Annotated in this window: 19 protein-coding genes; 13 read left to right on the top strand and 6 right to left on the bottom strand. The window is 66.4% G+C overall.

Features of this window, described 5'->3' with window-relative positions; all coding sequences use genetic code 11:
• Positions 1-37 precede the first annotated feature (37 nt).
• Together FBZ87_RS30090 and FBZ87_RS17470 are read left to right on the top strand one after the other, a co-directional pair.
• The gene (locus FBZ87_RS30090) at positions 38-385 is read left to right on the top strand and encodes a methyl-accepting chemotaxis protein (protein WP_004273812.1); all 348 of its coding nucleotides are present in this window, start codon (positions 38-40) and stop codon (positions 383-385) included.
• A 344-nt stretch (positions 386-729) separates the two neighbouring features.
• Positions 730-1,776: a GGDEF domain-containing protein gene (locus FBZ87_RS17470; protein ID WP_145611656.1), complete on the top strand. Its 1,047-nt coding sequence runs from the start codon at positions 730-732 to the stop codon at positions 1,774-1,776.
• Positions 1,777-1,959: 183 nt separating this feature from the next.
• On the opposite strand, the gene FBZ87_RS30095 is transcribed toward FBZ87_RS17470, so the two are convergent.
• Positions 1,960-2,316 (bottom strand): hypothetical protein, encoded by a 357-nt coding sequence (locus tag FBZ87_RS30095; protein ID WP_050898563.1) that lies wholly within the window; start codon positions 2,314-2,316, stop codon positions 1,960-1,962.
• A gap of 221 nt (positions 2,317-2,537) precedes the next feature.
• On the opposite strand from FBZ87_RS30095, the gene FBZ87_RS17480 reads away from it, so the two are divergent.
• The gene (locus FBZ87_RS17480; RefSeq protein WP_425465733.1) at positions 2,538-4,955 is read left to right on the top strand and encodes an ATP-dependent helicase; all 2,418 of its coding nucleotides are present in this window, start codon (positions 2,538-2,540) and stop codon (positions 4,953-4,955) included.
• Between the two features lie 18 nt (positions 4,956-4,973).
• Here the strand turns inward: FBZ87_RS17480 and FBZ87_RS17485 are convergent, their stop codons facing one another.
• A complete protein-coding gene (locus FBZ87_RS17485; protein WP_145611657.1) occupies positions 4,974-5,615 on the bottom strand; it encodes a YbhB/YbcL family Raf kinase inhibitor-like protein in 642 nt (213 codons plus the stop codon).
• 105 nt (positions 5,616-5,720) lie between these two features.
• Here FBZ87_RS17485 and FBZ87_RS17490 point away from each other — a divergent pair, with 105 nt between their 5' ends.
• Entirely contained in the window at positions 5,721-6,353 is a 633-nt protein-coding gene (locus tag FBZ87_RS17490) for a TetR/AcrR family transcriptional regulator (protein WP_145611658.1), read from the top strand.
• Between the two features lie 113 nt (positions 6,354-6,466).
• Complete coding sequence (locus FBZ87_RS17495; protein ID WP_145611660.1) at positions 6,467-7,567, top strand: 2OG-Fe(II) oxygenase family protein; 1,101 nt, start codon at positions 6,467-6,469, stop codon at positions 7,565-7,567.
• Positions 7,568-7,582: 15 nt separating this feature from the next.
• Here the strand turns inward: FBZ87_RS17495 and FBZ87_RS17500 are convergent, their stop codons facing one another.
• Positions 7,583-9,178 (bottom strand): tetratricopeptide repeat protein, encoded by a 1,596-nt coding sequence (locus FBZ87_RS17500; RefSeq protein ID WP_145611662.1) that lies wholly within the window; start codon positions 9,176-9,178, stop codon positions 7,583-7,585.
• Positions 9,179-9,389: 211 nt separating this feature from the next.
• Between FBZ87_RS17500 and pepF the strand changes: the two genes are divergently transcribed.
• The 5 genes from pepF (at position 9,390) to FBZ87_RS29290 (ending at position 17,000) form a co-directional block, all read left to right on the top strand.
• Positions 9,390-11,279: an oligoendopeptidase F gene (pepF, locus tag FBZ87_RS17505; RefSeq protein ID WP_145611664.1), complete on the top strand. Its 1,890-nt coding sequence runs from the start codon at positions 9,390-9,392 to the stop codon at positions 11,277-11,279.
• Positions 11,280-11,502: 223 nt separating this feature from the next.
• Positions 11,503-12,372 (top strand): 50S ribosomal protein L11 methyltransferase, encoded by an 870-nt coding sequence (locus FBZ87_RS17510; protein WP_244909247.1) that lies wholly within the window; start codon positions 11,503-11,505, stop codon positions 12,370-12,372.
• A gap of 509 nt (positions 12,373-12,881) precedes the next feature.
• Positions 12,882-14,927, top strand: a complete 2,046-nt coding sequence (locus tag FBZ87_RS17515; RefSeq protein ID WP_145611665.1) for an aminopeptidase P family protein — start codon at positions 12,882-12,884, stop codon at positions 14,925-14,927.
• Between the two features lie 71 nt (positions 14,928-14,998).
• Positions 14,999-16,051 carry a S66 peptidase family protein gene (locus tag FBZ87_RS17520; protein ID WP_246134451.1) on the top strand — a complete coding sequence of 351 codons (1,053 nt, stop codon included), beginning with the start codon at positions 14,999-15,001 and terminating at the stop codon, positions 16,049-16,051.
• Between the two features lie 16 nt (positions 16,052-16,067).
• Positions 16,068-17,000 (top strand): DUF2971 domain-containing protein, encoded by a 933-nt coding sequence (locus FBZ87_RS29290; RefSeq protein WP_186454812.1) that lies wholly within the window; start codon positions 16,068-16,070, stop codon positions 16,998-17,000.
• 81 nt (positions 17,001-17,081) lie between these two features.
• On the opposite strand, the gene FBZ87_RS17530 is transcribed toward FBZ87_RS29290, so the two are convergent.
• Genes FBZ87_RS17530 through FBZ87_RS17540 form a run of 3 tightly spaced genes read right to left on the bottom strand, consistent with a single transcriptional unit; the run spans position 17,082 to position 20,158 of the window.
• Complete coding sequence (locus FBZ87_RS17530; protein WP_145611667.1) at positions 17,082-18,491, bottom strand: NAD(P)(+) transhydrogenase (Re/Si-specific) subunit beta; 1,410 nt, start codon at positions 18,489-18,491, stop codon at positions 17,082-17,084.
• Between the two features lie 15 nt (positions 18,492-18,506).
• Positions 18,507-18,935, bottom strand: a complete 429-nt coding sequence (locus FBZ87_RS17535; RefSeq protein ID WP_040848625.1) for an NAD(P) transhydrogenase subunit alpha part 2 — start codon at positions 18,933-18,935, stop codon at positions 18,507-18,509.
• Positions 18,936-18,940: 5 nt separating this feature from the next.
• Positions 18,941-20,158, bottom strand: coding sequence for a Re/Si-specific NAD(P)(+) transhydrogenase subunit alpha (locus FBZ87_RS17540; RefSeq protein WP_145611669.1), 1,218 nt, complete (start codon positions 20,156-20,158; stop codon positions 18,941-18,943).
• 522 nt (positions 20,159-20,680) lie between these two features.
• Here FBZ87_RS17540 and FBZ87_RS17545 point away from each other — a divergent pair.
• The 3 genes from FBZ87_RS17545 to FBZ87_RS17555 all read left to right on the top strand — a co-directional run bounded on the left by FBZ87_RS17545 (position 20,681) and on the right by FBZ87_RS17555 (position 23,187).
• Positions 20,681-20,881: a hypothetical protein gene (locus FBZ87_RS17545; RefSeq protein WP_244909245.1), complete on the top strand. Its 201-nt coding sequence runs from the start codon at positions 20,681-20,683 to the stop codon at positions 20,879-20,881.
• Positions 20,882-20,956: 75 nt separating this feature from the next.
• Positions 20,957-21,271, top strand: coding sequence for an HNH endonuclease signature motif containing protein (locus FBZ87_RS17550; RefSeq protein WP_246134452.1), 315 nt, complete (start codon positions 20,957-20,959; stop codon positions 21,269-21,271).
• Positions 21,272-21,522: 251 nt separating this feature from the next.
• Positions 21,523-23,187, top strand: coding sequence for a methyl-accepting chemotaxis protein (locus FBZ87_RS17555; protein WP_186454813.1), 1,665 nt, complete (start codon positions 21,523-21,525; stop codon positions 23,185-23,187).
• Positions 23,188-23,274: the final 87 nt, after the last annotated feature.

Consider the following 23,274-nt stretch of genomic DNA (forward strand, 5'->3'; position numbering starts at 1 on the left):
GATCCAGCGACACCCTAATCAACCTCAGGTGCCATCGATGAGCTCCACGCCCACCAGTCTGTCGAAGACCGAGTTGTCCTCCGCCCTCCAGGAAATCAGCCGGGAACTGGAAGGTCTGCGCGCCGAGATCGAAAAGGTGGGCACCGTCGCCCAGCAGATTGACGCCATCGCCAAGCAGACCAATCTGCTGGCCCTGAACGCCACCATCGAAGCCGCCCGCGCGGGTGAAGCTGGCAAGGGCTTCGCCGTCGTCGCCGGCGAAGTGAAGAACCTGTCGGGCCAGACCGCCGCCGCCACCGCGGAAATCTCCGCCGTTCTGCAGAGCTTGACCAAGCGCACCCAGCATCTGGGCCAGCTGGTCGAACGGGCGATCACCTCCGCCTGATAAGGCGGCGGCGGCTTGTTCAAGAGTCGCCCTTGTATTCGCGGGCCCGCGCGGGGGGTGCACCCTCAGGCGCGGGCCTGTTTCTTTGCGCACGTCACACGCTTTTTTGAGTGCGCCCTTTGATCGCACGGCCTCGGGGGCAACGAACAATTTCGGATATGGCGACTCTTTCCGATTTTCCGCCGTTTCCATCCTCGCCGTTTTGTGACTTATTCTTACGGGGTAGGGGCGGCGGGCGGCCGCCCTGAAAAAGGCTACCCATAGGGGTAGCGAACCGAGAACCGCCCAGCCCGCATGAAGGGGCCGTGGATCGCGCCCCGGACCAGATGGCGTAGGGAGAGCACGTGCTGTTCGCGGAGGGACCACAGGCTGCCGGCCACCTCGCCCAACGGGCGATGGAGCGCATGCGCGCCGAGGCGGTGGCCCCGCACCCGCACAACTTCACCGTCTGGTATGCCTACTGCAGCGGCCGCTATCCCGACCTGACCCGGGCGGTGGACATCATCGCCAGCAACGGCCTGCCCTTCACCGAGGCGCGTTGCGCCGACCTCTATCACAAGTTCTTCGCCGCCGATGACGAGATCCAGGCCATCCAGGAGATCGGCGTGAAATTGACCGAGGCTCTGGCCGGCGTCACCGGCGCCGTCGCGTCCGCCGGGAACGACGTGGGCAATTTCGGCGCGGCCCTGAAGGTATTCCAAGGGCAGGTCGATCTGTCCGAAACGCTGGACCAGTTGCGCGGCGTCATCCGGGCCATGACCGAACAGGCCCAGCGCGTGGCCGTGCGCAACCAATTCCTGCAGACCCAGCTGAGCGACAGCGCGCAACAGCTGGAAACCATGCGCCGCGACCTGGACACCGTGCGGCGCGAGGCCATGACCGACGCCCTGACGGATCTGGCCAACCGCAAGCAGTTCGACCAGGCCCTGCGCGAGGCCGCCGCCACCGCCATGGAGGACGGCCGGCCCTTGTGCCTGCTGATGATCGACATCGATTTCTTCAAGAAATTCAACGATAATCACGGCCATGTCGTGGGCGATCAGGTGCTGAAGCTGGTGGGGCGCACGCTGAAGGACTCCGTGCGCGGCCGCGATACCGCCGCCCGCTTCGGCGGCGAGGAATTCGCCATCATCATGCCGGAATGCACCCTGGACGAGGCGCTGGCTTTCGCGGAGAAGACGCGGGCCACCATCGCCAACCGCCGCATCGTCAAGCGCACCTCGGGCGCCGCCATCGGCAACATCACCCTGTCGGTGGGCGTGGCGCTGTATGAGCCGGGGGAATCGCTGGGCCGTTTCGTCCAGCGTGCGGACGAAGCGCTTTATATGGCCAAGCACGAAGGCCGTAACCAAGTGCGCGCCCACGTGGACACCGAAGCGGCTTTTGTTTGAGTCCCTCAAACGGCGGGCGCGGGCATCCGCCCGCTTGCCTCATCCTCGATTTCCAGTCCGCTGACGCTTCCCGGAAATCTGCCCCTGGAAATCTGTGGCGGCTGCAGTCGCAGCCTTGTCGCGGCGCTCCGTTGAGCTTTAGGGGCTAAAGAGTAGCGATTGGGAGAGAGGCGCTCAGCCCTCTCACCATTTGCGCTCGGTCTTCATGCCGCCGGCGTTGATGGCGTCCAGGAAGGGGCTGCCGGTCGACTTGCGGTCGCGGGTGGCGCGCAGGGTGCCCTGGGCCCGCGTGGCGGCCACCACCTTGATGGCGGCCTCGGTGGCGTCGGTGTGGATCTGGTGCCGCACGTCCGACTCCAGCGACTCGAACGCCTCGCGGGCGAAGACCAGCGCATTCTCCGACCGGGTTTCCAAAACCTGGCGCAGGGCGTTGGCCGCCATCAGGCATTCCAGCCGCTCCGGCCCCGACAGATCGTCCAGGACGTCGGCCAGGATGCCGATCGCTTGCAGCGTCTTGGTGTCGTTCAAGCGCAGGTTCATCGGTTCACTCCCCGCTTCGCCGGCCGCCGCCGGAGGGGCGCGGACCGTACGAACGGCTTTGTCATGGTGACCATCATCTTTCCACCATATGAACCTCTTGTGCAACGGGATAGGTGCCCAGCCTTTAGGGGAGGCCATCCTGGCGGAATGGGGGAGAAGGCAGGGGAAACGCCATCGTGGGGGCAGACGGAAGGGGACCTTGTGCTATATATGTTCCCATCATGACCGATCTGTTTTCCCGTCTGGACCCGCCCGCCCCGCCCAAGAAGGACGAGCCTGAGAAGGTTGTGCCCTTCACCGCCGCGCCCCGCCCCGCGCCGGCCCCGCCGCCGCCCATGCCTTTCCATGGGCCGGCCGGCTGGTCGCCCGCCTATCTCGACGCGCTGAACCCGGCGCAGCGCGAGGCGGTGGAGTCGCTGGACGGCCCCGTCCTGGTGCTGGCGGGCGCCGGCACGGGGAAAACCCGGGCCCTGACCACCCGCCTGGCCCACCTGCTCATGACCCGACGCGTCAGCCCCTGGAACATCCTGGCGGTCACCTTCACCAACAAGGCGGCGCGTGAGATGCGGGAGCGCGTGGGCGCGTTGATGGGCACGGATACCGAGGGCTGGTGGATGGGCACCTTCCACGCCCTGGCCGCCCGCATCCTGCGCCGCCATGCCGAGCTGGTGGGCCTGACCTCCAGCTTCACCATCCTGGACACCGACGACCAGCTGCGCCTGCTGAAGCAGCTGATGGAGGCAGAGGGGGTGGACAGCAAGAAGTGGCCGGCCCGTTTGCTGCTGTCGGTCATCGAGCGGTGGAAGGACCGGGCCCTGCCGCCCGACCGCCTGCGTCCCGAAGACGCGGGCGAGGCCGCCGGCGGCAAGGTGCTGACCCTATACCGCCAATACCAGGACCGCCTGCGCACGCTGAACGCCTGCGACTTCGGCGACCTCCTGATGCACAACATCACCCTGTTCCAGGCGCATCCGGACGTGCTGGCGGATTACCATCGCCGCTTCCGCTACATCCTGGTGGATGAGTACCAGGACACCAACGTGGCGCAGTACCTGTGGCTGCGCCTGCTGGCCCAGGGGCACCACAACATCTGCTGCGTCGGCGATGACGACCAGTCCATCTACGGCTGGCGCGGGGCGGAGGTGGGCAACATCCTGCGGTTCGAGCAGGACTTCCCCGGCGCCAAGGTCATTCGCCTGGAACAGAACTACCGCTCCACCGGCCATATCCTGGGCGCCGCCGCCGGTGTCATCGCCCACAACCAGGGCCGCCTGGGCAAGACCCTATGGACCGAGGCCGAGGGCGGGGAGAAGGTGCGCCTGCGCGGCCTGTGGGACGCCGACAGCGAGGCCCGCTGGGTGGGTGACGAGGTGGAAGCGCTGCAGCGCAAGGGCACCAGCCTGGACCAGATGGCCGTGCTGGTGCGCGCCGGTTTCCAGACCCGCGAGTTCGAAGAGCGCTTCATCACCCTGGGCCTGCCCTATCGCGTGGTGGGCGGCCAGCGCTTCTATGAGCGCCTGGAAATCCGCGACGCCATGGCCTATCTGCGCGTCGTGGCCCAGCCAGCCGATGACCTGGCGTTCGAGCGCATCATCAACACGCCCAAGCGCGGCATCGGCCCCGCCACCATCCAGCAGCTGTACCAGACCAGCCGGGTGCTGGGCGTGCCGCTGCTGGAGGCCACCTGGCGCCTGACGGAGACGGATGAGCTGAAGCCCAAGGTGCGTGGCACCCTGCGCGGCCTGGTAGAGGATTTCGCCCGCTGGCGGGCGCAGATGGACACCGTGCGCCACACCGACCTGGCCCAGTCCATCCTGGATGAGAGCGGCTACACCCGCATGTGGCAGGAGGACAAGACGCCGGAGGCGCCGGGCCGCCTGGAAAACCTGAAGGAACTCGTCAACGCCATGGGCGAGTTCGAGAACCTGCTGGGATTCCTAGAGCATGTCAGCCTGGTGATGGAGAATGCGGAGACGGTCGATTCCGCCCAGGTCTCGCTCATGACCCTGCACGGCGCCAAGGGCCTGGAGTTCGACGTTGTCTTCCTGCCCGGGTGGGAGGAGGGTGTGTTCCCCAGCCAGCGCACCCTGGATGAGAACGGCATCGCGGGATTGGAGGAGGAACGGCGCCTGGCCTATGTCGGCATCACCCGGGGGCGCAAGCGCGTCTACATCAGCCACGCCGCCAACCGCCGCATCCATGGCACCTGGTCCACCAGCCTGCCGTCGCGTTTCATCGGTGAACTGCCCGATGAGCACATCGCGGTGGAGAACGACCCGGGACTTACCTCAGGCCATTGGGGGCAAGGGATGGCTGGCGGTGATGGCGGCTATGGCCGGGGCGGGCCGTCCTGGGGTGCCCGCAGCGACAGTTTCAGCGACAGCTTCAACCGCATGGGACGCCAGGCGCCCGCCGGCAACCGCACCAGCCGCCTGATCGAGGGCACGGCCCTGGACGTCACCCCGCGCGCGCGCCCCGATGCCCCCTTCCGCCCCGGCGCCCGCGTCTTCCACCAGAAGTTCGGCTATGGCGTGGTGAAGGAGGTGGAGAACGACAAGCTGGAAATTTATTTCGAGCATTCCGGCACGAAGAAGGTCATGGACAGCTTCGTCGTGCCGGCGGACCAGGCGGGGAAATAGGGGCGGGGGCGCAAGCCCTCACGCTCGCTCGTATGTGCCGGTCAGGGTGCCCCAGGCCAGCACGGTCTGGGGCGTCAGGGCGACCAGCAGGTCGGCCAGGCTGGGCAGGTCCGGCAGGGCCAGCGGGTGTTCCAGGGCCAGCAGCTGGAAGACGTAGCGATGGGGGCCGTGGCCGCGCATCGGACGCGGCCCGGCATAGCCGACACGGCCGAACAGGCCCCGGCCCAGGATGACACCGTTGCCCACCTGGGGGCACAGCTCCCCCTCTTCGAAACCTTTGCGCTTGGGGGCGATGGCCGTGGCCAGCAGGTGGGTCGCGGGCCGGGGCAAGGGCGCGTCCGGGTCCTGCATTACCAGGGCCAAGGCCGCCGTGCCGGCAGGCACGCCCGTCCAGGTGAGCGTCGGGGACAGGTTCCCGCCCACGCCGCCGCCGGCATGGCGGCGGGGAATGGCCGCGCCTTCGGCGAAGGCGGGGCTGCTGAGGCACAGGCTGGCCGGCGCATCCTTCACCAGGGGATGGTTGACGACAAGGTGGGCGTCCCCCGCGCGCAGGCCCCGCAGGAAGCGGCCCAGCCAACGGCGTTTGGGGGCGGCGGGGCGCATGCCATGGCCGCGGTCCAGAATCAAAGGGGGCAGGCCGCTGTCCAGGGTGGTCCTCATGCGGTTCCTCCCGCGTCAGGGTGGTGAGGGGCGCCTAGGTGAAGAGGTGACGGCGGCGGCGGCCCGTGTTATGCGAGGATGGTCTCGCATAACGGATAGTTGAGGATGTCCTCGCAAAAGTCAACAGCCGCCCCCGATGCTGCGCCCAACGCGACCGGGCGGACGCCCAAACGGGCGCGCGGGCGGCAGCGCGTGGCCGCTTTGCTGGACGCCGCCACCGTGGTGTTCGCGGAAAAAGGCTATGACGCCGCCACGATGACGGAGATCGCGGCACGGTCCAGCACGGCCATTGGCTCCCTCTATCGCTTCTTCCCGTCCAAGGAGGCTCTGGCGGAGGGGCTGCTGCACCGCTATGGCGAGCGGGCGGGAGCGGGACTGGACGCCATCGCCGCCCATGCCTCCGCCATGACGGCGGCCCAGATGGCGGATGCGCTGCTGGATTTGATGATGGCGCTGAAAAGCGAGCGCACGGCCCTGAAAGTGCTGATGGATGCCCGGGTGGACGGTGCCAACCGGCGGCAGTACCTGCGCGGTGTCATCCGTGGCCGTATGGCCGGCGTGCTGTCCGCCCATGCGCCTGGGCTGTCGGCGGAACGGGCCGACCTCCTCTCGGTCATGGTGCTGCACCTGATGAAGACCATTCCCGAATTGGCGGAGGAGGCGGAGGCCGCGGCCCTGTTCCAGGAGATGCGGCTGGTGCTCTCCGCCTATCTCGCGGCGGCGGTGGCCGGAGGCTGACACGCCGCCGGGTCAGCGGCAGAACGCCCCCCGCTAAAACGCCCACTGGCGGCTGAGGGGCGGGTTGCTGCTATGGTGGCCATCAAGAGGCGCGGTCAGAAGTCAGGTCAGCGATGTCGGCATCAGGTCCTTGGGAACGGTTTGTCTGCGGCGAGCCCGTGCCGTGGTTCAACGGTCCCACCCATACGCATCCCCGGTTCGCGCTGGACACGGTGGCTGGCCGCCATGTGCTGCTGGGCTTCTTCGCCTCGGCCGGAGAGGCGGCGGGTGCCGGCATGCTGCGCGCGGTGGCCGCGAACCGCGCCTTGTTCGATGATGACCGGGTCTGCTTTTTTGGCGTCACCACCAACCCCGGTGACGATGCCGCCGACCAAGTCACGCCGCAGCTGCCCGGTATCCGCTATTTCCTGGATTACGATTTCAGCCTCAGCCGGGGCTATGGCGCCGTCGGGGCGGATGGGGTCTACACGGGCTTCTGGTTGCTGCTGGACCCCACCTTGCGGGTCCTGATGGCGGCACCCGCCGCCGAGGCGGACCGGGTGATGTCAGCTGTGGCGGCCCTGCCGTCCCCTGATCTGCACGCCGGCATGGCGGTGCAGGCGCCCGTGTTGGTGGTGCCCCGGGTGTTCGAGCCCGACTTCTGCCGGCTGCTGATCGCCCTGCATCAGGATCGCGGCGGTTTGGATTCCGGCGTGATGAACGAGGTCGATGGCCGGCTGGTGGGGGTCTACGATTATAGCCGCAAGCGCCGCCGCGATTATTTCATGGAGGAGGAGGCGCTATGCCAGGCGGCGACCCAGCGCATCGCCCGTCGCCTGTTGCCCCAGGTGCGCCAGGCTTTCGCCTTCGAGGCCACGCGCATGGAGCGTCATGTGGTCGCCTGTTACGACGCGGCGGAGGGCGGCTATTTCCGGCCGCACCGCGACAACACCTCCGCCGGCACCGCCCATCGCCGCTTCGCCGTCACCCTGAACCTGAACACGGAAGATTATGAGGGTGGGGAACTGCGCTTCCCCGAATTCGGCCCCCATACCTACCGCGCGCCCACCGGCGGCGCCGTGGTCTTCTCCTGCAGCCTGCTGCATGAGGCCCTGCCGGTCACCCGGGGTCGCCGCTACGCCTATCTGCCCTTCCTGTTTGATGAGGCGGGGGAGCGGCAGCAGCGCGAATATCGGGAATGGGCGGCGCAGGCCGACGCCAAGTCCACCGACTGACGCCAGGTCCAACGACTAAAGCCTATCCAGCGCCGCCCCCACCGCCGCCATCACGGCCGGCCAGTCGCCCGGTGCCGGCTGGCGGAACAGGCGCATCGACGGGTACCAGGGACTGTCCGTGCGATCGTCCATCCACCGCCACTCCGCCACGTAAGGCAGAAGCAGCCAAGTGGGCCGCCCCAAGGCACCCGCCAGGTGGGCCACGGCGGTGTCCACGGTGATGACCAGATCCAAGGCGCTGATGGCCGCCGCCGTTTCGGCGAAGTCGGTAAGGTCCGGTCCTAGGGGGATGAGCCCGGTCACCGGCGCCCCGTCCTTCTGCAGGCTGTGCCAGGCGATATCCGCGCGGCGCAGCAGCGGTGCCAGCGTTTCCGGCGGCAGGGAACGGCGGCGGTCGTTCCAGTGGCCGGGATTGCCCTGCCACACCAGCCCGGCGGTCAGGCGTCGGCCGTTCCGGCCCTGCGCGATCCGCGGGGCCCATCGCAGGCGGCTGTCTTCCGGCGCCCGCAGATAGGGGACGGACGCGCCGGGCAGGGTGTCGAGCGTGACGCCCAGGCGGCCGGGCAGGCTCATCATCGGCAGGTGGGCATCGGCCGGGGGCAGGCCGCCGATGCCGGGAAAGTCCGCCGCCAGGGGCAGCAGGGTGGGGCGAACCGCCGCCAGGTCCAGCAAATCCCAGCTGGCCTCGATCAGCCGGATCAGTTCCGCCCGCGTTTCCACCACCAGGTGCGCGTTGGCGGCCCGCGTCGCGGGCGCCACGAAGCGCAGCATCTGCAAGGTGTCGCCCCAGCCCTGTTCGGAATGGACCAGTAAGGTGCCGCCGCCCAAATCCTCGCCCATCCACAGGGGTATCGCGAAGGGGCGGCGCTGCGCCGCCAAGCCCGCATTGCCCGTCCAGCGCCATTCGGCTTCGGCCCAGCCCTCGGCCAGACGGCCAAGCTTCAGCAGGACCTGCGACCGGTTCCATCGGATCTTGGCGTCGGTGGGGGTCAGCGCCAGGCCGGCATCATAGGCGGCGAGCGCGCCGATGCTGTCGCCGGTGTGGTCCAGGATCGTGCCCAAATTGATCCAGGCGGGCCGGTGGGCCGCGTCCGCCGCCACCGCACGGCGGTAGGCCTGGATGGCGGCGGGGCTGTCGCCCAGCCCTTCATGCACCTTGCCCAGATTGTGCCAGGAATCGGCGCTGCCCGGGGCCAGCGCCACCGCCCGTTCCAGGCAGCGCCGGGCGCCCTGCAGGTCGCCTTGCTCCGTCAGGCAGACGCCCAGATTGCTGTAGGCGTTGGTATGGCCGGGATTGGCGGCGATGGCCTGGCGGTGGTGGTCCGCCGCCTCGGCCAGCCGGCCCAGGGACTTCAGCGCGATGCCCCGGTTGTCCAGCAGGGCGGCGTCGCGGGGTGCCATGGCCAGGCCTGCCTGGAACAGGCGGTCGGCCTCGGCGGCATTCCCTTGGATCAGGCGCAGGGCGCCCAGGTTGCTGAGCGCGTCGCGGTGCTCCTGCCGCTCCGGCCCCGTCAGCTCGATCAGCCGCTGATAGGTCGCCGCCGCCCGGGACATGTCACCTGCGCGGTGCGCGGTCAGCGCTTCTCGGAACAGGGCTGCGGGGGTGCTCATCTCTGGGGCCGGTCCTTGCCGTGGCGTGCCATGATAAGACCGGCTGCCCGGCGGCAATTCAAGGCAATTGGACGGGTGGGCCGCAGGACCCCGCCGTTACGCCCGTGTTACAAACCATCCCGCGCCTTGGCCGCAAGTGCCTGATATAAAGGGCCAACCTGCGGAGCCCGTGTCGCCGGCTTCCGCCCATGAACATCGGGGGCTTTGCTTAATGTCGGGCAAGATCACTCTACGCCGCGCCGTCCTGGCGGCGGCGTCCACCATTTCCCTGCTGGCGCTGACCCTGCCGGCGCGCGCCACGGATGATCCCAAGGTCGATCCCAAATACATCTGGGACCTGAGCGACTACTACAAGTCGCCGGCGGACTGGGATGCGGCGCGGGCTAAGATTAAGGCCGAACTGCCGGGCCTGGCCAAGTACAAGGGCACGCTGGCCAAGGGGCCGGCCGCCACGCTGGCGGCGCTGGAGGCTATCTACAGCGTCTATCATGAGCTGGAGCAGGTGGGCACCTACGCCAGCACCATCGCCAGCACCGACACGCGCGACGCGCCGGCGCAGGAGCGGGACGGCCTGGCCCAGGACCTGTCGGGTGAGGTCTCGGCCGCCACCGCCTGGCTGTCGCCGGAGATCCAGGCGCTGGGCGCCGCCAAGGTCGACGCCTACCTGAAGGCCGAGCCCAAGCTGGCCAAGTTCGGCTTCGCCCTGCATGACGCGCTGCGCCTGAAGCCGCATACCCTGGGGGCGGAGGCCGAGGGGGTGCTGGCGGCGCTGAGCCCGGCGCTGGGCGGTGGCGGCACCACCTACAACCTGCTGTCCAACGCCGACATCGACTGGCCCACCATCACCCTTCCCAATGGGCAGTCGGTGAAGCTGACCCAGGCCAATTACCAGAAGTATCGCGAGGATCCGGACCGCGCCGTGCGCAAGGCCGTGTTCGACGCCTTCTGGACCAAGTTCGGCCAATACTCCAACACCATGGGTTCCACCCTGGGCAACACGGTGCAGGGCGATGTCATCCAGTCCAAGCTGCGCCATTACCCGTCGGCGGTGGCGGCCTCGCTGTCCAACAACGACATCCCCGAGGGCGTCTACCGCACCCTGGTGGCCGAGGCCAACAAGGGCCTGCCCACGCTGCACCGCTATTTCAAGCTGCGGCAGCGCATGCTGAACCTGCCCGACCTGCACTATTACGACATCTATCCGCCCCTGGTGTCGTCCGACGCCAAGTTCCCCGTCGAGGAGGGCGAGAAGCTGGTGCTGGCGGCGGTGAAGCCGCTGGGGGACGACTACCAGAAGGCGCTGGCGGACGGCTTCGCCCATCGCTGGATGCATGCCTACCCGCAAGAGGGCAAGCAGTCCGGCGCCTACCAGACGGGCGTCTACGGGCTGCACCCCGTTGTCTTCCTGAACTATCAGGACAACTACAACTCCGTCTCCACGCTGGCCCATGAATGGGGCCACGCCATGCACACCACCTTCGCCAACCGCACCCAGCCCTATGAGCTGGCGGGCTATTCCCTGTTCATGGCGGAGATTGCGTCCACGGCGAACGAATTCCTGCTGTCCGACTACATGCTGGCCAATGCCAAGACCAAGCAAGAGAAGCTGCTATACCTGGGCAATGAGCTGGAGACCATCCGCGCCACCTTCTTCCGTCAGACCATGTTCGCCGAGTTCGAACTGCAGGTGCATGACGCGGTGGAGAAGGGTGAGCCCATGTCGGGCAAGCGCATGACGGAAATCTACCTGGGTCTGCTGCGCAAGTACCACGGCGCCGACCAGGGCGTGATGCAGATCGATCCGGTGTACGCGGCGGAATGGGCCTTCATTCCCCATTTCTACCGGCCCTTCTATGTCTATCAGTACGCGACATCCATTTCCGCCTCCGCCTATTTCACGGAGAAGATCCGCGACGGTGGGCCGGCGGCGCGTGACACCTACCTGGCGGCGCTGAAGGCCGGCGGGTCGGACTATCCGGTCAACGTGCTGAGGAAGGCCGGCCTAGACATGGCCTCGCCGGCCCCCTACCAGGCGCTGGTGCGCCGCATGGACGCCGTTATCACCGAGATGGAACGGTTGCTGGATCAGAAGGACAACTGAGGCGCCTTCCTGGCGGAAGGCTGCGTTCACACGCCACGCAGGCTCACGGCCCGTTGGGCCGCGGACGCGGTCGCGTCCGATACATATCCCGGCTGTCCGGCCGGGATATGTATGAGGCTTCACAGGCGAATCAGCACCGTCTATAGAGAAACAGCAGGTTCCGGCGGGGCAGCCCGCCGGAACCTTTTGCCATGGGCTTTCATGATTTTGCGGGAGTGTGGTGATGTCGGGCATGTGGCGGGTCGCACTAACGGTGCATGAGGATGTGGTGCAGAACTTCGCCCAGGTGCTGGAGAGCCATGTCGACGCCGTCTCCACCTTCGAGCTGGAAGAGGGCGGCAACTGGCTGATCGAGGGCACCAGCCATGGCGAGCCCGACCAGTCCCGCCTGGTGGCCCGCGTCACCGTACTGGCCATGGCCCTGGGCGTGCCGCAGCCGCAGATCGAGGTGGAACCGCTGGCCCCCATCGATTGGGTGACCCAGACCTACCTCAGCTTTCCGCCCATCCGCGCCGGCCGCTTCTTCGTCCACGGCAGCCATCATAAAAAGCCGGTGCCCGCCGGCGCCATCGGCTTGCTGATCGAGGCCGCCATGGCCTTCGGCTCCGGTGAGCATGCCACCACCCAGGGCTGCCTGCGCGCGCTGAGCGACCTCAACAAGTCCATGCCCGTAACCCGGGCGCTGGACATGGGCTGCGGCTCCGGCATCCTGGCCTTCGCCATCGCCAAGCTGTGGCACGCCCCGGTGGCGGCGGTGGACATCGACGCCCTGTCCATCATGATCGCCGCCGAGAACGCCCGCCTGAACAAGGTGGACAAGCTGGTGACCTGCCGCGGCGGCGATGGCTACCGCACTCCCATTGTGCGGCAGAAGGGCCCCTATGACCTGATCGTTGCCAACATCCTGGCGCGGCCCCTGGCCCGCATGGCGCCGCAACTGCGCCGCAACCTGCGCCCGGGCGGTGTCGCTGTGCTGTCCGGCCTGTTGGCCCGGCAGGAGAAGCTGGTCATCGCCGCTCACCGCCGCCAGGGTCTGAAGCTGGTGCGCCGCTATCAGATCGGCGAGTGGAACACGCTGGTGATGAAGGGCTGAGCCCCCCAGTCCAAAATTTCCAGAAATCCAAAATTTCAGGAGGTTGAACGCCGGTCCCGTCCAGGGCCGGCGTTCGTCATTTCCGGGCGCGTTTTCACGCCTGTAAATTCATGTAACGCGTATGTAAACGCGGCAGACAGGGGTGGGTTGCCAAGCGTATCACGAAGGCCTTGGGCGCCGCCGCCCCGTGCGGACGGACGGCCCAACGGATACGGCATCGGGCGACCGGCGCCGGTAAGTCGCGGCGGGGGTCTTCTCCCCGCGTTGGTCCCCGCCGCGACGCTTTCCCCCCCCTCTCATGGGGGCTTTCCACCAAAAAATTTGATGCTGTCAAAAGCCTCGCCTACACTGGCGGCAAGGGGGCTTTAGGGTGGTCACGGGGCATGGCCCGCGGCATCCGGCATGCCATCGGGGCGCATATTCTTGCGCGCGTGCGTGCCGCGTCCTAGCTTCGTCCCCCAAATCAATCGGCCGCCGATCCTCGCGGCCTTGAGAGAGGCGTCTTATCCGTGGATAGCACCCATCATACCCCGCACCCCGCCGTTGAACCCTACCGCGGCGATGCCGAGCTGGCGCGCCTGCTGAAGGCCGCCGGCATCGACCGTGACGTGGCCGGGGTGCGGGAGTTGCTGCGCGGGGTGCGGGCGGCGCCGGAGGATGTGGACCCGAGCCATTTCCTGTCCCTGTTCGGCCGCGACCTGCCGGAGGAACTGGCGGCCCAGCTGGCCGCCTTGAAGTCCTTGATCGAGGCGCCGCCCCCGCCGCAGGTGGGTGATATCGCCGCCCGTGTGTCGGCGCTACGTGCCGAACTGTCGCGCATGGATTTGGACGGGTTCGTCATTCCCCGCGCCGATGAATTCCAGGGTGAGTACGTGCCCGCCCGGTCGGAGCGCCTGGCCTGGATCACGGGCTTCACCGGCTCGGCCGGTATCGCCGTGGTGATGCGGGACCGCGCCGCCGTCTTCGTCGACGGCCGCTACACCCTGCAGGCCGAGGCCCAGGTGTCCGCCAGCCTCTATGAGCGCCACCATCTGACCGAGACCTTCCACGGCGACTGGATCGCCGGCATCGTGAAGAAGGGCGGCCGCATCGGCTATGATCCGTGGCTGCACACCGTGGGCTGGATCGACCGCATGAAGACGGCCCTGGGCCGCGCCGGCGCGGAACTGGTGGCGGTCGACACCAATCCGCTGGACGCCATCTGGCATGACCGCCCCTCCGCCCCGCTGGGGCCGGTGGTGGCCCACGCCCTGGCCCAGGCCGGCCAGTCCTCCGCCGACAAGCGGGCGGAGATCGCGGCAGAGCTGAAGCGCAATGGGGAACTGGCGGCCGTGCTGACCCAGCCGGACGGCATCGCCTGGCTGCTGAACATCCGCGGCGGTGACGTGCCCAACACGCCCCTGCCGCTGTCCTACGCCCTGCTGACCAACGACGGCGACGTCGACCTGTTCATAGACAGCCGCAAGCTGGTGCCGGGGCTGGAGGTCCACCTGGGCAACCAGGTCTCCGTCCGCAAGCCCGAAGAACTGCGCGGTGCTTTGGAGGCCATCGGCGCCACCGGCGGCAAGGTGCGGGTCGACCCCGTCTGGACGGCGTCCTGGGTGTTCGACCGCCTGACCGAGGCCGGCGCCCGGATCGTGAAGGAACGCGATCCCACCGTCTTCCGCAAGGCCGCCAAGAACACCGTGGAGATCGCCGGCACCCGCGCCGCCCATGCCCGCGACGGTGTCGCCGTCACCCGTTTCCTGCACTGGTTGAGCGGTGCGGCGGCGGCCGGCACCCTGACGGAAATCGAGGCCTCGGACCGCCTGTTCGAGTTCCGCAAGGAACAGCCCATGTTCCGGGGCACCAGCTTCGACAGCATCTCCGGCGCCGGGCCCAATGGCGCCATCGTCCATTATCGCGCAGCACCCGAGACCAACCGCGTGCTGGAGAAGGACAGTGTCTACCTGATCGACAGCGGTGGGCAGTACCTGGACGGCACCACCGACATCACCCGCACGGTGGCCGTCGGCACCCCGCCGGCCGACGCCAAGCGCCACTTCACCCTGGTGCTGAAGGGGCACATCGCGCTGGCCACCCTGCGCTTCCCCAAGGGCACCACCGGCTCGCAGATCGACATCCTGGCCCGCCAGTTCCTGTGGGCCCAGGGCCTGGACTACGACCATGGCACCGGCCACGGCGTGGGCAGCTTCCTGTCGGTGCATGAGGAATCGGCCCGTATCGCCAAGGCTCCCAACACGGTGGCCATGGTGCCCGGCATGATCCTGTCGAACGAGCCCGGCTATTACCGCACGGGCCAGTACGGCATCCGCATCGAGAACCTGGTGCTGGTGCGGCCGGCGGCGGACATTCCCGGCGGCGACCATCCCATGATGGCGTTCGAGACCCTGACCCTGGCGCCCATCGACCGCAACCTGATCGAGCCGGCGCTGCTGACGGAGGCGGAGAAGGCCTGGCTGAACGCCTATCACGCCCGCGTGGCGGAAAAGGTGGGGCCACACCTGGAGGCGGATGCCGCCGCCTGGCTGGCCACCGCCACAGCGCCCATCTGAGATTAAATCCGGCGGGTTTGCGGGCCCGCCGGCATCCTTTAAGCTGCCGTCCTCACGATTGGGGGGCGGCAGTGGATCGGCGTTCATTCCTGGCGACGGCGGGTACCGCCGCCGTCATCGCGTCTTCGGCCGATGGCGCCCACGCGGCGTCATCACCATCGCTGAGCAAGCCGCCCATGCTGCGCCCCCCGATGTTGCAGGCAGGCGACAAGGTGGGCGTGCTGGACCTCAGCACCGCCGTCTATGACCCCGCCGTCGCCGACCGGGTGGCGGCGGTCGTCCAGGGCCTGGGCCTGGTGCCGGTGCTCTCGCCGCATCTCTTCGACCGCTCGCGGGCCTTCAAGGCTTCCGTCCAGGAGAGGCTGTCCGACCTGCACGGCTTCATCAACGACCCCGCCATCCGCGGTGTCTTCTGCGCGCGCGGCGGTTACGGCATCAGTGAGATCGTGGATCGGGTGGACTACGACCTCATCCGCCGCAAGCCCAAGGTCTTCCTGGGCTTCAGCGATCCGACGCTGCTGCACCTGGCCGTCACGCGCAAGGCCGGGCTGGTCACCTTCCATGGCCGCATGCCCGGCCTGGCCAAGTTCACGCCTTTCTCGCTGGAGGCGCTGCGCCGTGCCGTCTGCGCGCCGGAGCCGCTGGGCATCCTCCCCAACCCGGAGGAGGGCAATCCGCTGCGCCCCAACTACCCGCTGCGCACCATTGCGCCCGGCCAGGCCGCCGGCCGGCTGGTGGGTGGCAACCTGTCCATGATCATGGCCGCCATGGGCACGCCGTGGGAGATCGATACGCGCGGCGCCATCCTCATGGTCGAGGACGTGGACGAGGCGCCTTACGCCATCGCCCGCATGCTGTGGACCCTGCGGCATGCCGGCAAGCTCCAGGCCGCGTCCGGCATCGTCGTCGGCGCCTGCGCCGGCTGCGACAAGCCCTCTGACGCCTCACCCTACGGGCTGAACGAGGTGTTCGACCTGGTGCTGGGCGACCTGGGCATCCCCGTCTTCTCAGGATTGGCCCTGGGCCACACCGACGAGACCCTGACCCTGCCGCTGGGCGTACAAGCCCATCTCGACGCCACGGCCCGCACCCTGACGGTGCTGGAGAGCGGGGTGCTGGGGTAAAAAGGAGGGGGAGTGAATGAGACTTCTTGCTAAATATACAAATCACACCGGGTTCTTAGACAATAATTTATTTCGATTCTCGCAACCGAAATCGCTGAATGACTTTCGAGAAGCGCTACCGGAGATTCTATTTAGTGGATATTCTGATGAAGATTGGGCGGTGGCGTACGCAGACGCAGCTAGTGTTGGTCTGGATGGAGCTCCTCGAAGCACGATTGAGGCGTTATTTCTAACGTCGTGCCCAGCCCATCGCTACGATGAAGAGAGCTTCCCCGGCTTGTGGCCAATGTCGGAGCCACGTTTAAGAGCGGAACCTTTTTCTAAAATATCGGAATTTGATCAGGCGATATCTGAGCGAGTTGTCGAATTATATAACAATTACGCTAACGAGAATTTTGCCATTTTTAGTCTTTCGTCTAAACTTATTTCAGAGCCAATGTGGGCCTATTATGGTGGAAGCCATTCAGGTTTGCAGGTCCGCTTTTGGCAAGATCACCTATTCTTTAGGGACCGCTCGCATCCTGTTCAATACAGTGACGAGCCTGTTCGCGTATCTAATCAAGGTGGAATGCTACGTATCTGTGGCCAGAGAGTTGGCATCGAAGAAGCTCTGGATGGGAAAATTGAAGAGTCCATAAAATCTGATGGGTTTCCGCTAGCAATATTATTGAGGAAGAAAATTGATTGGCAACATGAAGAAGAGGTTCGCCTGCTAAGAATGGTGAGTGAGGCAGTGAAGTCCGATAGCATTGACAAATTTGGAAATCAGGTCCTCCTATTTGAAATTCCCTCGCAGGCGATACATTCAATCGTGATAGGTTACGATGCGGGAGAAGAATTTGTTGAGAAAATAATAGGAAAAGTCAAATCGTCAGATCGATGGAGAAATATTGAGATTTATCGTCGTGTGCGTGGACTTATCGGCGTATTGGAAGAGAGAATTCTATAGAAATCGATACTTTTTCTCGTAGAAAAAGGCCCGGCGGATCGCTCCGCCGGGCCTTGTCTTACACTCTGGGCTCTAAAGGGCTCAATGCCCGCCCGACATGGCCTTCACGATCTCCTCGGTCACCTTCTTGGCGTCGCCGAACAGCATCATGGTGTTGGGGCGGAAGAACAGTTCGTTCTCCACGCCGGCGTAGCCGGCACCCATGGACCGCTTGATGAACAGCACGGTCTTGGCCTTTTCCACGTCCAGGATGGGCATGCCATAGATGGGGCTCGAGGGGTCGGTCTTGGCGGCGGGGTTGGTGACGTCGTTGGCGCCGATGACGTAGGCCACGTCCGCCTGGCCGAAGTCGCGGTTGATCTCCTCCAGCTCGAACACCTCGTCATAGGGCACGTTGGCCTCGGCCAGCAGCACGTTCATGTGCCCGGGCATGCGGCCCGCCACGGGGTGGATGGCGTACTTCACGTCCACGCCTTCCTTCTTCAGGATGTCCGCCATTTCGCGCACGGCGTGCTGGGCCTGGGCCACGGCCATGCCGTAGCCGGGCACGACGATGACGCTGGAGGCGTTCTTCATGATGAAGGCGGCATCGTCGGCCGAGCCGGACTTGAAGCTGCGGTCGCCCGCCGGGCCAGCCGCGGCGCCGGCGGCGGCGTCACCGCCGAAGCCGCCCAGGATGACGTTGAAGATGGACCGGTTCATCCCCTTGCACATGATGTAGCTGAGGATGGCGCCGGAGGAACCGACCAGCGCGCCGGTGATGATCAGCAGCGGGTTCTGCAGGGTGAAGCCGATGCCGCAGGCCGCCCAGCCGGAATAGCTGTTCAGCATGGACACGACCACGGGCATGTCTGCGCCGCCGATGGGCAGGATCAGCAGGAAGCCCAGGCCCAGCGACACCAGGATGATCAGCCAGAAGAAGAAGGCGCTCTGCGTCGTGCACAGCAGCAGGATCAGCAGCACCAGGCCCGCCGCCAGCGCCGCGTTCAGCGGGTGCTGCATGGGGAAGACCAGGGGCTTGCCGCTCATGCGGCCGTCCAGCTTCAGGAAGGCGACCAGCGAGCCGGTGAAGGTGATGGCGCCGATGGCGATGCCCAGGCTCATCTCGATGAGGGAGCCGACATGGATGTCGCCGTCGGTGCCGATGCGGTATTCCTCCGGCGCGTAGTAGGCGGCGGCCGCGATGAACACGGCGGCCAGGCCCACTAGGCTGTGGAAGGCCGCCACCAGCTGGGGCAGCGAGGTCATCTTGATGGTGCGGGCGATGTGCGCGCCCGCCGCACCGCCGATGGCGATGCCGGCAATGATGAGCACGGCCGCCAGGACGGAGAACTGCGGCAGCACGAACAGGCTGGTGATGATGGCGATGGCCATGCCGGCGATGCCATAGGCGTTGCCGGTGCGGGCCGTTTCAGGACTGGAGAGGCCGCGCAGCGCCATGATGAAACACACGGCGGCCGCGAGATAGGCGAGCGAAGTCGCGATCAGCATGATGGTCCGGCCCCCTTACTTCTTGGCGCCCTGGGCAGGGGCCTTTTTCTTGTACATGGCCAGCATGCGCTGGGTGACCATGAAGCCCCCGAAGATGTTCACCGACGCCAGGATGACGGCCAGGAAGCCCATCACCATGGAGAAGCCGAAGTGGTGCGCGCCCGTGGCGATCAGGGCGCCGACGATGATGACCGACGACACGGCGTTGGTGACGCTCATCAGCGGGCTGTGCAGGGCCGGCGTCACCCGCCAGACCACGTAGTAGCCGACAAACACCGCCAGCACGAAGACCGTCAGGCCGGTGACGATGAAGGGCATGCCCTGCTGGGCCTGGTCGGTGGCGATCTGCGTCGCCTGGTTGGCCACGTTGGCGGCCTGCTCGGCCAGCTTCTGCGCGTTGGTGGCGAGGTCGGCCGCGTTCTTGGCGTAGTTTTGCGCGTCCATGGGGCTTACTCCGCTTTCTCGGGCGCGACGGCCGGTTCGGCGGCCGGGGTGGGGGCAGGCTCGGGCGCCGGGGGCGGCGGCGCTGCCGGTGCCGCTGGGGCGAAGGTCGGGTGGATGACGGCGCCGTCGCGCGTCAGAGCGGTGCCCTTGATGATGTCGTCGTTCCAGTCGATCTTCAGCGCCTTGGCTTCCTTGTCCACCAGGGGGGTGAGGAAGTTCAGCAGGTTCTTGGCGTAGAGCGCGCTGCTGTCCACGGCGATGCGGCTGGGCACGTTGGTGTGGCCCACGATCTTCACGCCGTACTTCTCGACGATCTTTCCGGGCTCGCTGCCCTCGACATTGCCACCCTGTTCCACCGCCAGGTCCACGACCACGGCGCCCGTCTTCATGGTCCGCAGCATGGCGTCGGTCACCAGCACCGGGGCCCTGCGGCCGGGGATCAGCGCCGTGGTGATGACGATGTCCTGCTTCTTGATGGTCTCGGCCACCAGGGCCGCCTGCTTGGCCCGGTACTCGGCGCTCATCTCCTTGGCATAGCCGCCGGCGGTCTGTGCCTGCTGGAACTCCTCATCCTCCACCGCGACGAAGGTGGCGCCCAGCGACTGCACCTGTTCCTTGGTGGCCGGACGCACGTCGGTGGCCGAGACGATGGCGCCCAGGCGGCGGGCGGTGGCGATGGCCTGCAGGCCCGCCACGCCCACGCCCATGATGAAGGCGCGGGCCGGCGGCACTGTGCCGGCGGCCGTCATCATCATGGGGAAGGCGCGGCCGAACTCGTACGCCGCGTCCAGCACGGCACGGTACCCAGCTAGGTTGGCTTGGCTGGACAGCACGTCCATGCTCTGCGCGCGGGTGATGCGGGGAATGAACTCCATGGCGAAGGCGTCGACGCCGGCGTCGGCGTAGCTCTTCACCCGCTCCGCGTCGCCGTAGGGGCTGAGAATGGCGGCCAGCTTGGCGCCGCGCTTGATCAGCGCCAGCTCTTCCGGTTCCGGCCGCTGCACCTTCAGCACCACGTCGGCGTCGGCCAGGGCGCTGGTGGCGTCGGGCGCGATGGTGGCGCCCGCGGCGGCGAACGCGTCATCGGTGATGGCGGCGCCGACACCGGCGCCCGTCTCGATGGTGACGTCGAATCCGAGCCCGACGAATTTCCGTACCGTCTCGGGCGAGGCGGCGACGCGCAGCTCCCCCGGTCGACGTTCTTTAAGTACGCCGATTTTCATTGGTTACGCTCCCCATGATCGCTGGACCCGGTGACGCTGGGTTGGGCCAGCTTGATTCAATTTGGCCGCGAAAAGGTCTCTATCGCGGAAGGGTGATGACGCTGGGCCACCATGACCTATCCGGTAATCTTTGTGAAGAAGCGGAGGGGTGTGCGCATGGAACCGTCACGGTATGTGCAAGGCTTCGCAGCAAAAGTGATTAATGCCATCCGTTCATCCCCTTCTCCATTGCCAGGGTGTACAGGCGAAAGTGGAATTGTCCACCGGTTACCATAAGGGCCAGCCATGCGAGACGCCGGGGCGGGCCCCCGTCGAATTGGGTGCCTCGGGAGGAAATAGGGTGGTCGAGGACGCGCCGCGAGGCCAGGGGCGAAAAAGACCTATGCGGGACATTGGGGTGGTTTGGTCCAAATCGCGCCGTTAAACTGCGCCCGGTGTTCCCCCGTCCGGCGTTGAACCGTCATCAGACAGCAACGGCCTTACAGGATGCGGGTGACGCCCATGTGGACGAGAGAGTTCGTGATGACCGATTCCCATGCGCTGGCCGCGGCCGGGCGCGCCCTGTTCAAGGAACTGACGGAAGCCGGCCGCCCCGTGGTGGGCGTGGGGATCGGCGAGGGCCTGATCTATCTGCGCGTGACGGCGCCGGACCACGGCGCACCGGAAAACTACAACGGCTATCCGGTCGTGGTGTTCGGTGAGGACGGCGCGCGCCGCCATTAAGGGCGCTATACTCCCCCGGGCCCCCTGATGGGGAGAGCCGGACGGGGTTGGGGTATGGGCGGGAAATTCGGAAGATTGGACGGGGCTGCGGCGGTACCGGCACCCGATTCTCAGCCGGGCCTCTGCGCCCTGTGCGGCCGGCCCCTGGTGCCCGGCCCCTCCGTGGAACAGCATCACCTGGTGCCGCGCAGCCAAGGCGGACGGGTGACGGTGCCCTTGCACCGGGTCTGCCACCGGAAAATCCATGCCGAATTGAGTGAGCGGGACCTGGCCGGGGCTTACGCCACGGTGGACGCCCTGCGCGCCCATCCCGCGATCGCCGCCTTCATCCGCTGGGTCGCCAACAAGCCGCCGGAGTTCGTGACGAGGACGGCGCCCCGGCGACCTTGAGCGTTGTAAGAATGTCTCACGGGCAAGTGGTCGTTGTTGAATAATTTCCCAGCAAAACCAAAAGGGGCTGACTACATATCTATATATGCGAAAGAATACGGCTGCTTATGTGTTAATTAAAAATTATTCAATCAAAGCGAAAAAATGTCCCGAGAGTGGCTGGTGGCCAGAGACTTGGCCCCGTGTCATCAAAGTCGGGAGGAAGCATGTCCGCGTTTGCGAATCTCAGAATTACCTACAAGATATTGGCGATGCTCGGATTGTTGGGCATGTTCGCCTTGGCCGCCTCCGGCTTCGCCGCCAGCCGCATGTCCGCCATTGATGACAGTTACGGCCGACTGTTGAGCGGTGCGTCCAAGGCCGCCATGGCGCTGGCGCGAGGCAACCGCAGCCTGGTCTTTATCGAACGTTCCATCTACGAAGCCATGACGGTGGCCGATGACGCTGGCAACGCCAAGGCCGAGGCGAACTATCGCAAAGGCGTCGCTGCCTATAACGACTTCATGGAAATGGCGAAAGCGGCCTTGCCCTCCCGGGCGCCGGATATCGCGGCCTTGCAGCAGGAGATGGGGGCTCTGCTGGCCCCGGCCGGCATTTGCGGCCAAACCGTCGATGCCGCGACGAAATCCTCCAACGCTGATGAGAATGTCCGCATCAGCACCACCATGATGGGCCCGAAATGCGATCCGGCCATGTTGGCCCTGCTTGATCGCCAGGCCAAGCTGGCCGATGCCATCCGCGACGATGCCGACTCCATCGCCAACCGGAACCACGAGGGCGCGGTCAGCACGATCTGGCTGGTTTTTGGCGTCGTGGTCGCTGGTCTGGCTCTCGTGGGCGGTCTGGCCTTTTACCTGACGGTGACCGGCATCGGCCGGCCGTTGCAGCGGGTGGCCGGCGGCCTGGCCAGCCTGGGGCAAGGGGACTATGACGTCCATCTCGCCGGATTGGACCGGCGGGACGAGGTCGGCCAAATGGCGCACGCCTTCAATGAATTGAAGGCGGGCCTCATCAAGGCGCGCGCGCTGGAAGCCGCCCAAAAGGCCGAGCAAGAGGAGAAAGCCCGCCGGGCGGAGCGGGTGGCCCGCATCACCCAGGGTTTCGAGGCCAAGATCTCGGAGTTGTCCAACAGTCTGGCCACTGCGGCCAACGAGATGGACGCCACGGCCAAGGCGATGTCCAACAACGCGGAGGAGACCAACCGCCAGGCCATGGTCGTGTCGTCCGCCGCGGAGCAGACGTCCGCCAATGTGCAGACAGTGGCGTCAGCGGCCGAGGAACTGTCAGCCTCCATCCAGGAGATCGGCCGGCAGATGGGTCGCACCATGGATACGGTCAACGACGCGGTCACCGAGGCGCGCAACACTGATCACGTCGTCCAGATCCTGTCCGGTGGCGCGGAGCGCATTGGCGATGTGGTCCGCCTGATCGCCGACATCGCCGCCCAGACCAACCTGCTGGCCTTGAACGCCACCATCGAAGCGGCGCGCGCCGGGGAGGCTGGCAAAGGCTTCGCCGTCGTGGCCAGCGAGGTCAAGAGCCTGGCCACCCAGACGGCGAAGGCGACCGACGAGATTGGCGTGCAGGTTACTGAAATCCGTCAGGCCGCAACCGATGCCGTGGGGGCTATCCAGGCCATCGCCCAGCGCATCAAGGATATCAGCGGCATCGCGTCGGCCATCGCCGCGGCGGTGGAGGAGCAGGAGGCGTCCACCCACGAAATCGCCCGCAACGTTCAGGAAGCGGCGCGAGGGACCGAGGCGGTGACCAGCAACATCGCCGGCGTTTCGGATGCCGCGGCCAGCACGGGCACCGCGGCCGCCCAGGTTCAATCCTCGGCTTCGCTGCTGGCAAGGGACTCCGACGCCTTGAAGCGGACGGTCAGTTCCTTCACCGCGGAGATGAGTGCCGCCTGATCCGGCGCTTCCAGCGATGTGATCCAGATGATTTTTACGCAAACGGCCCAGGGAGCATCCTGGGCCGATTCTTTTGGGCCTAGCACC

The organism is Nitrospirillum amazonense (genome assembly GCF_007828035.1).
In the GTDB taxonomy this organism is placed as follows: domain Bacteria; phylum Pseudomonadota; class Alphaproteobacteria; order Azospirillales; family Azospirillaceae; genus Nitrospirillum; species Nitrospirillum amazonense.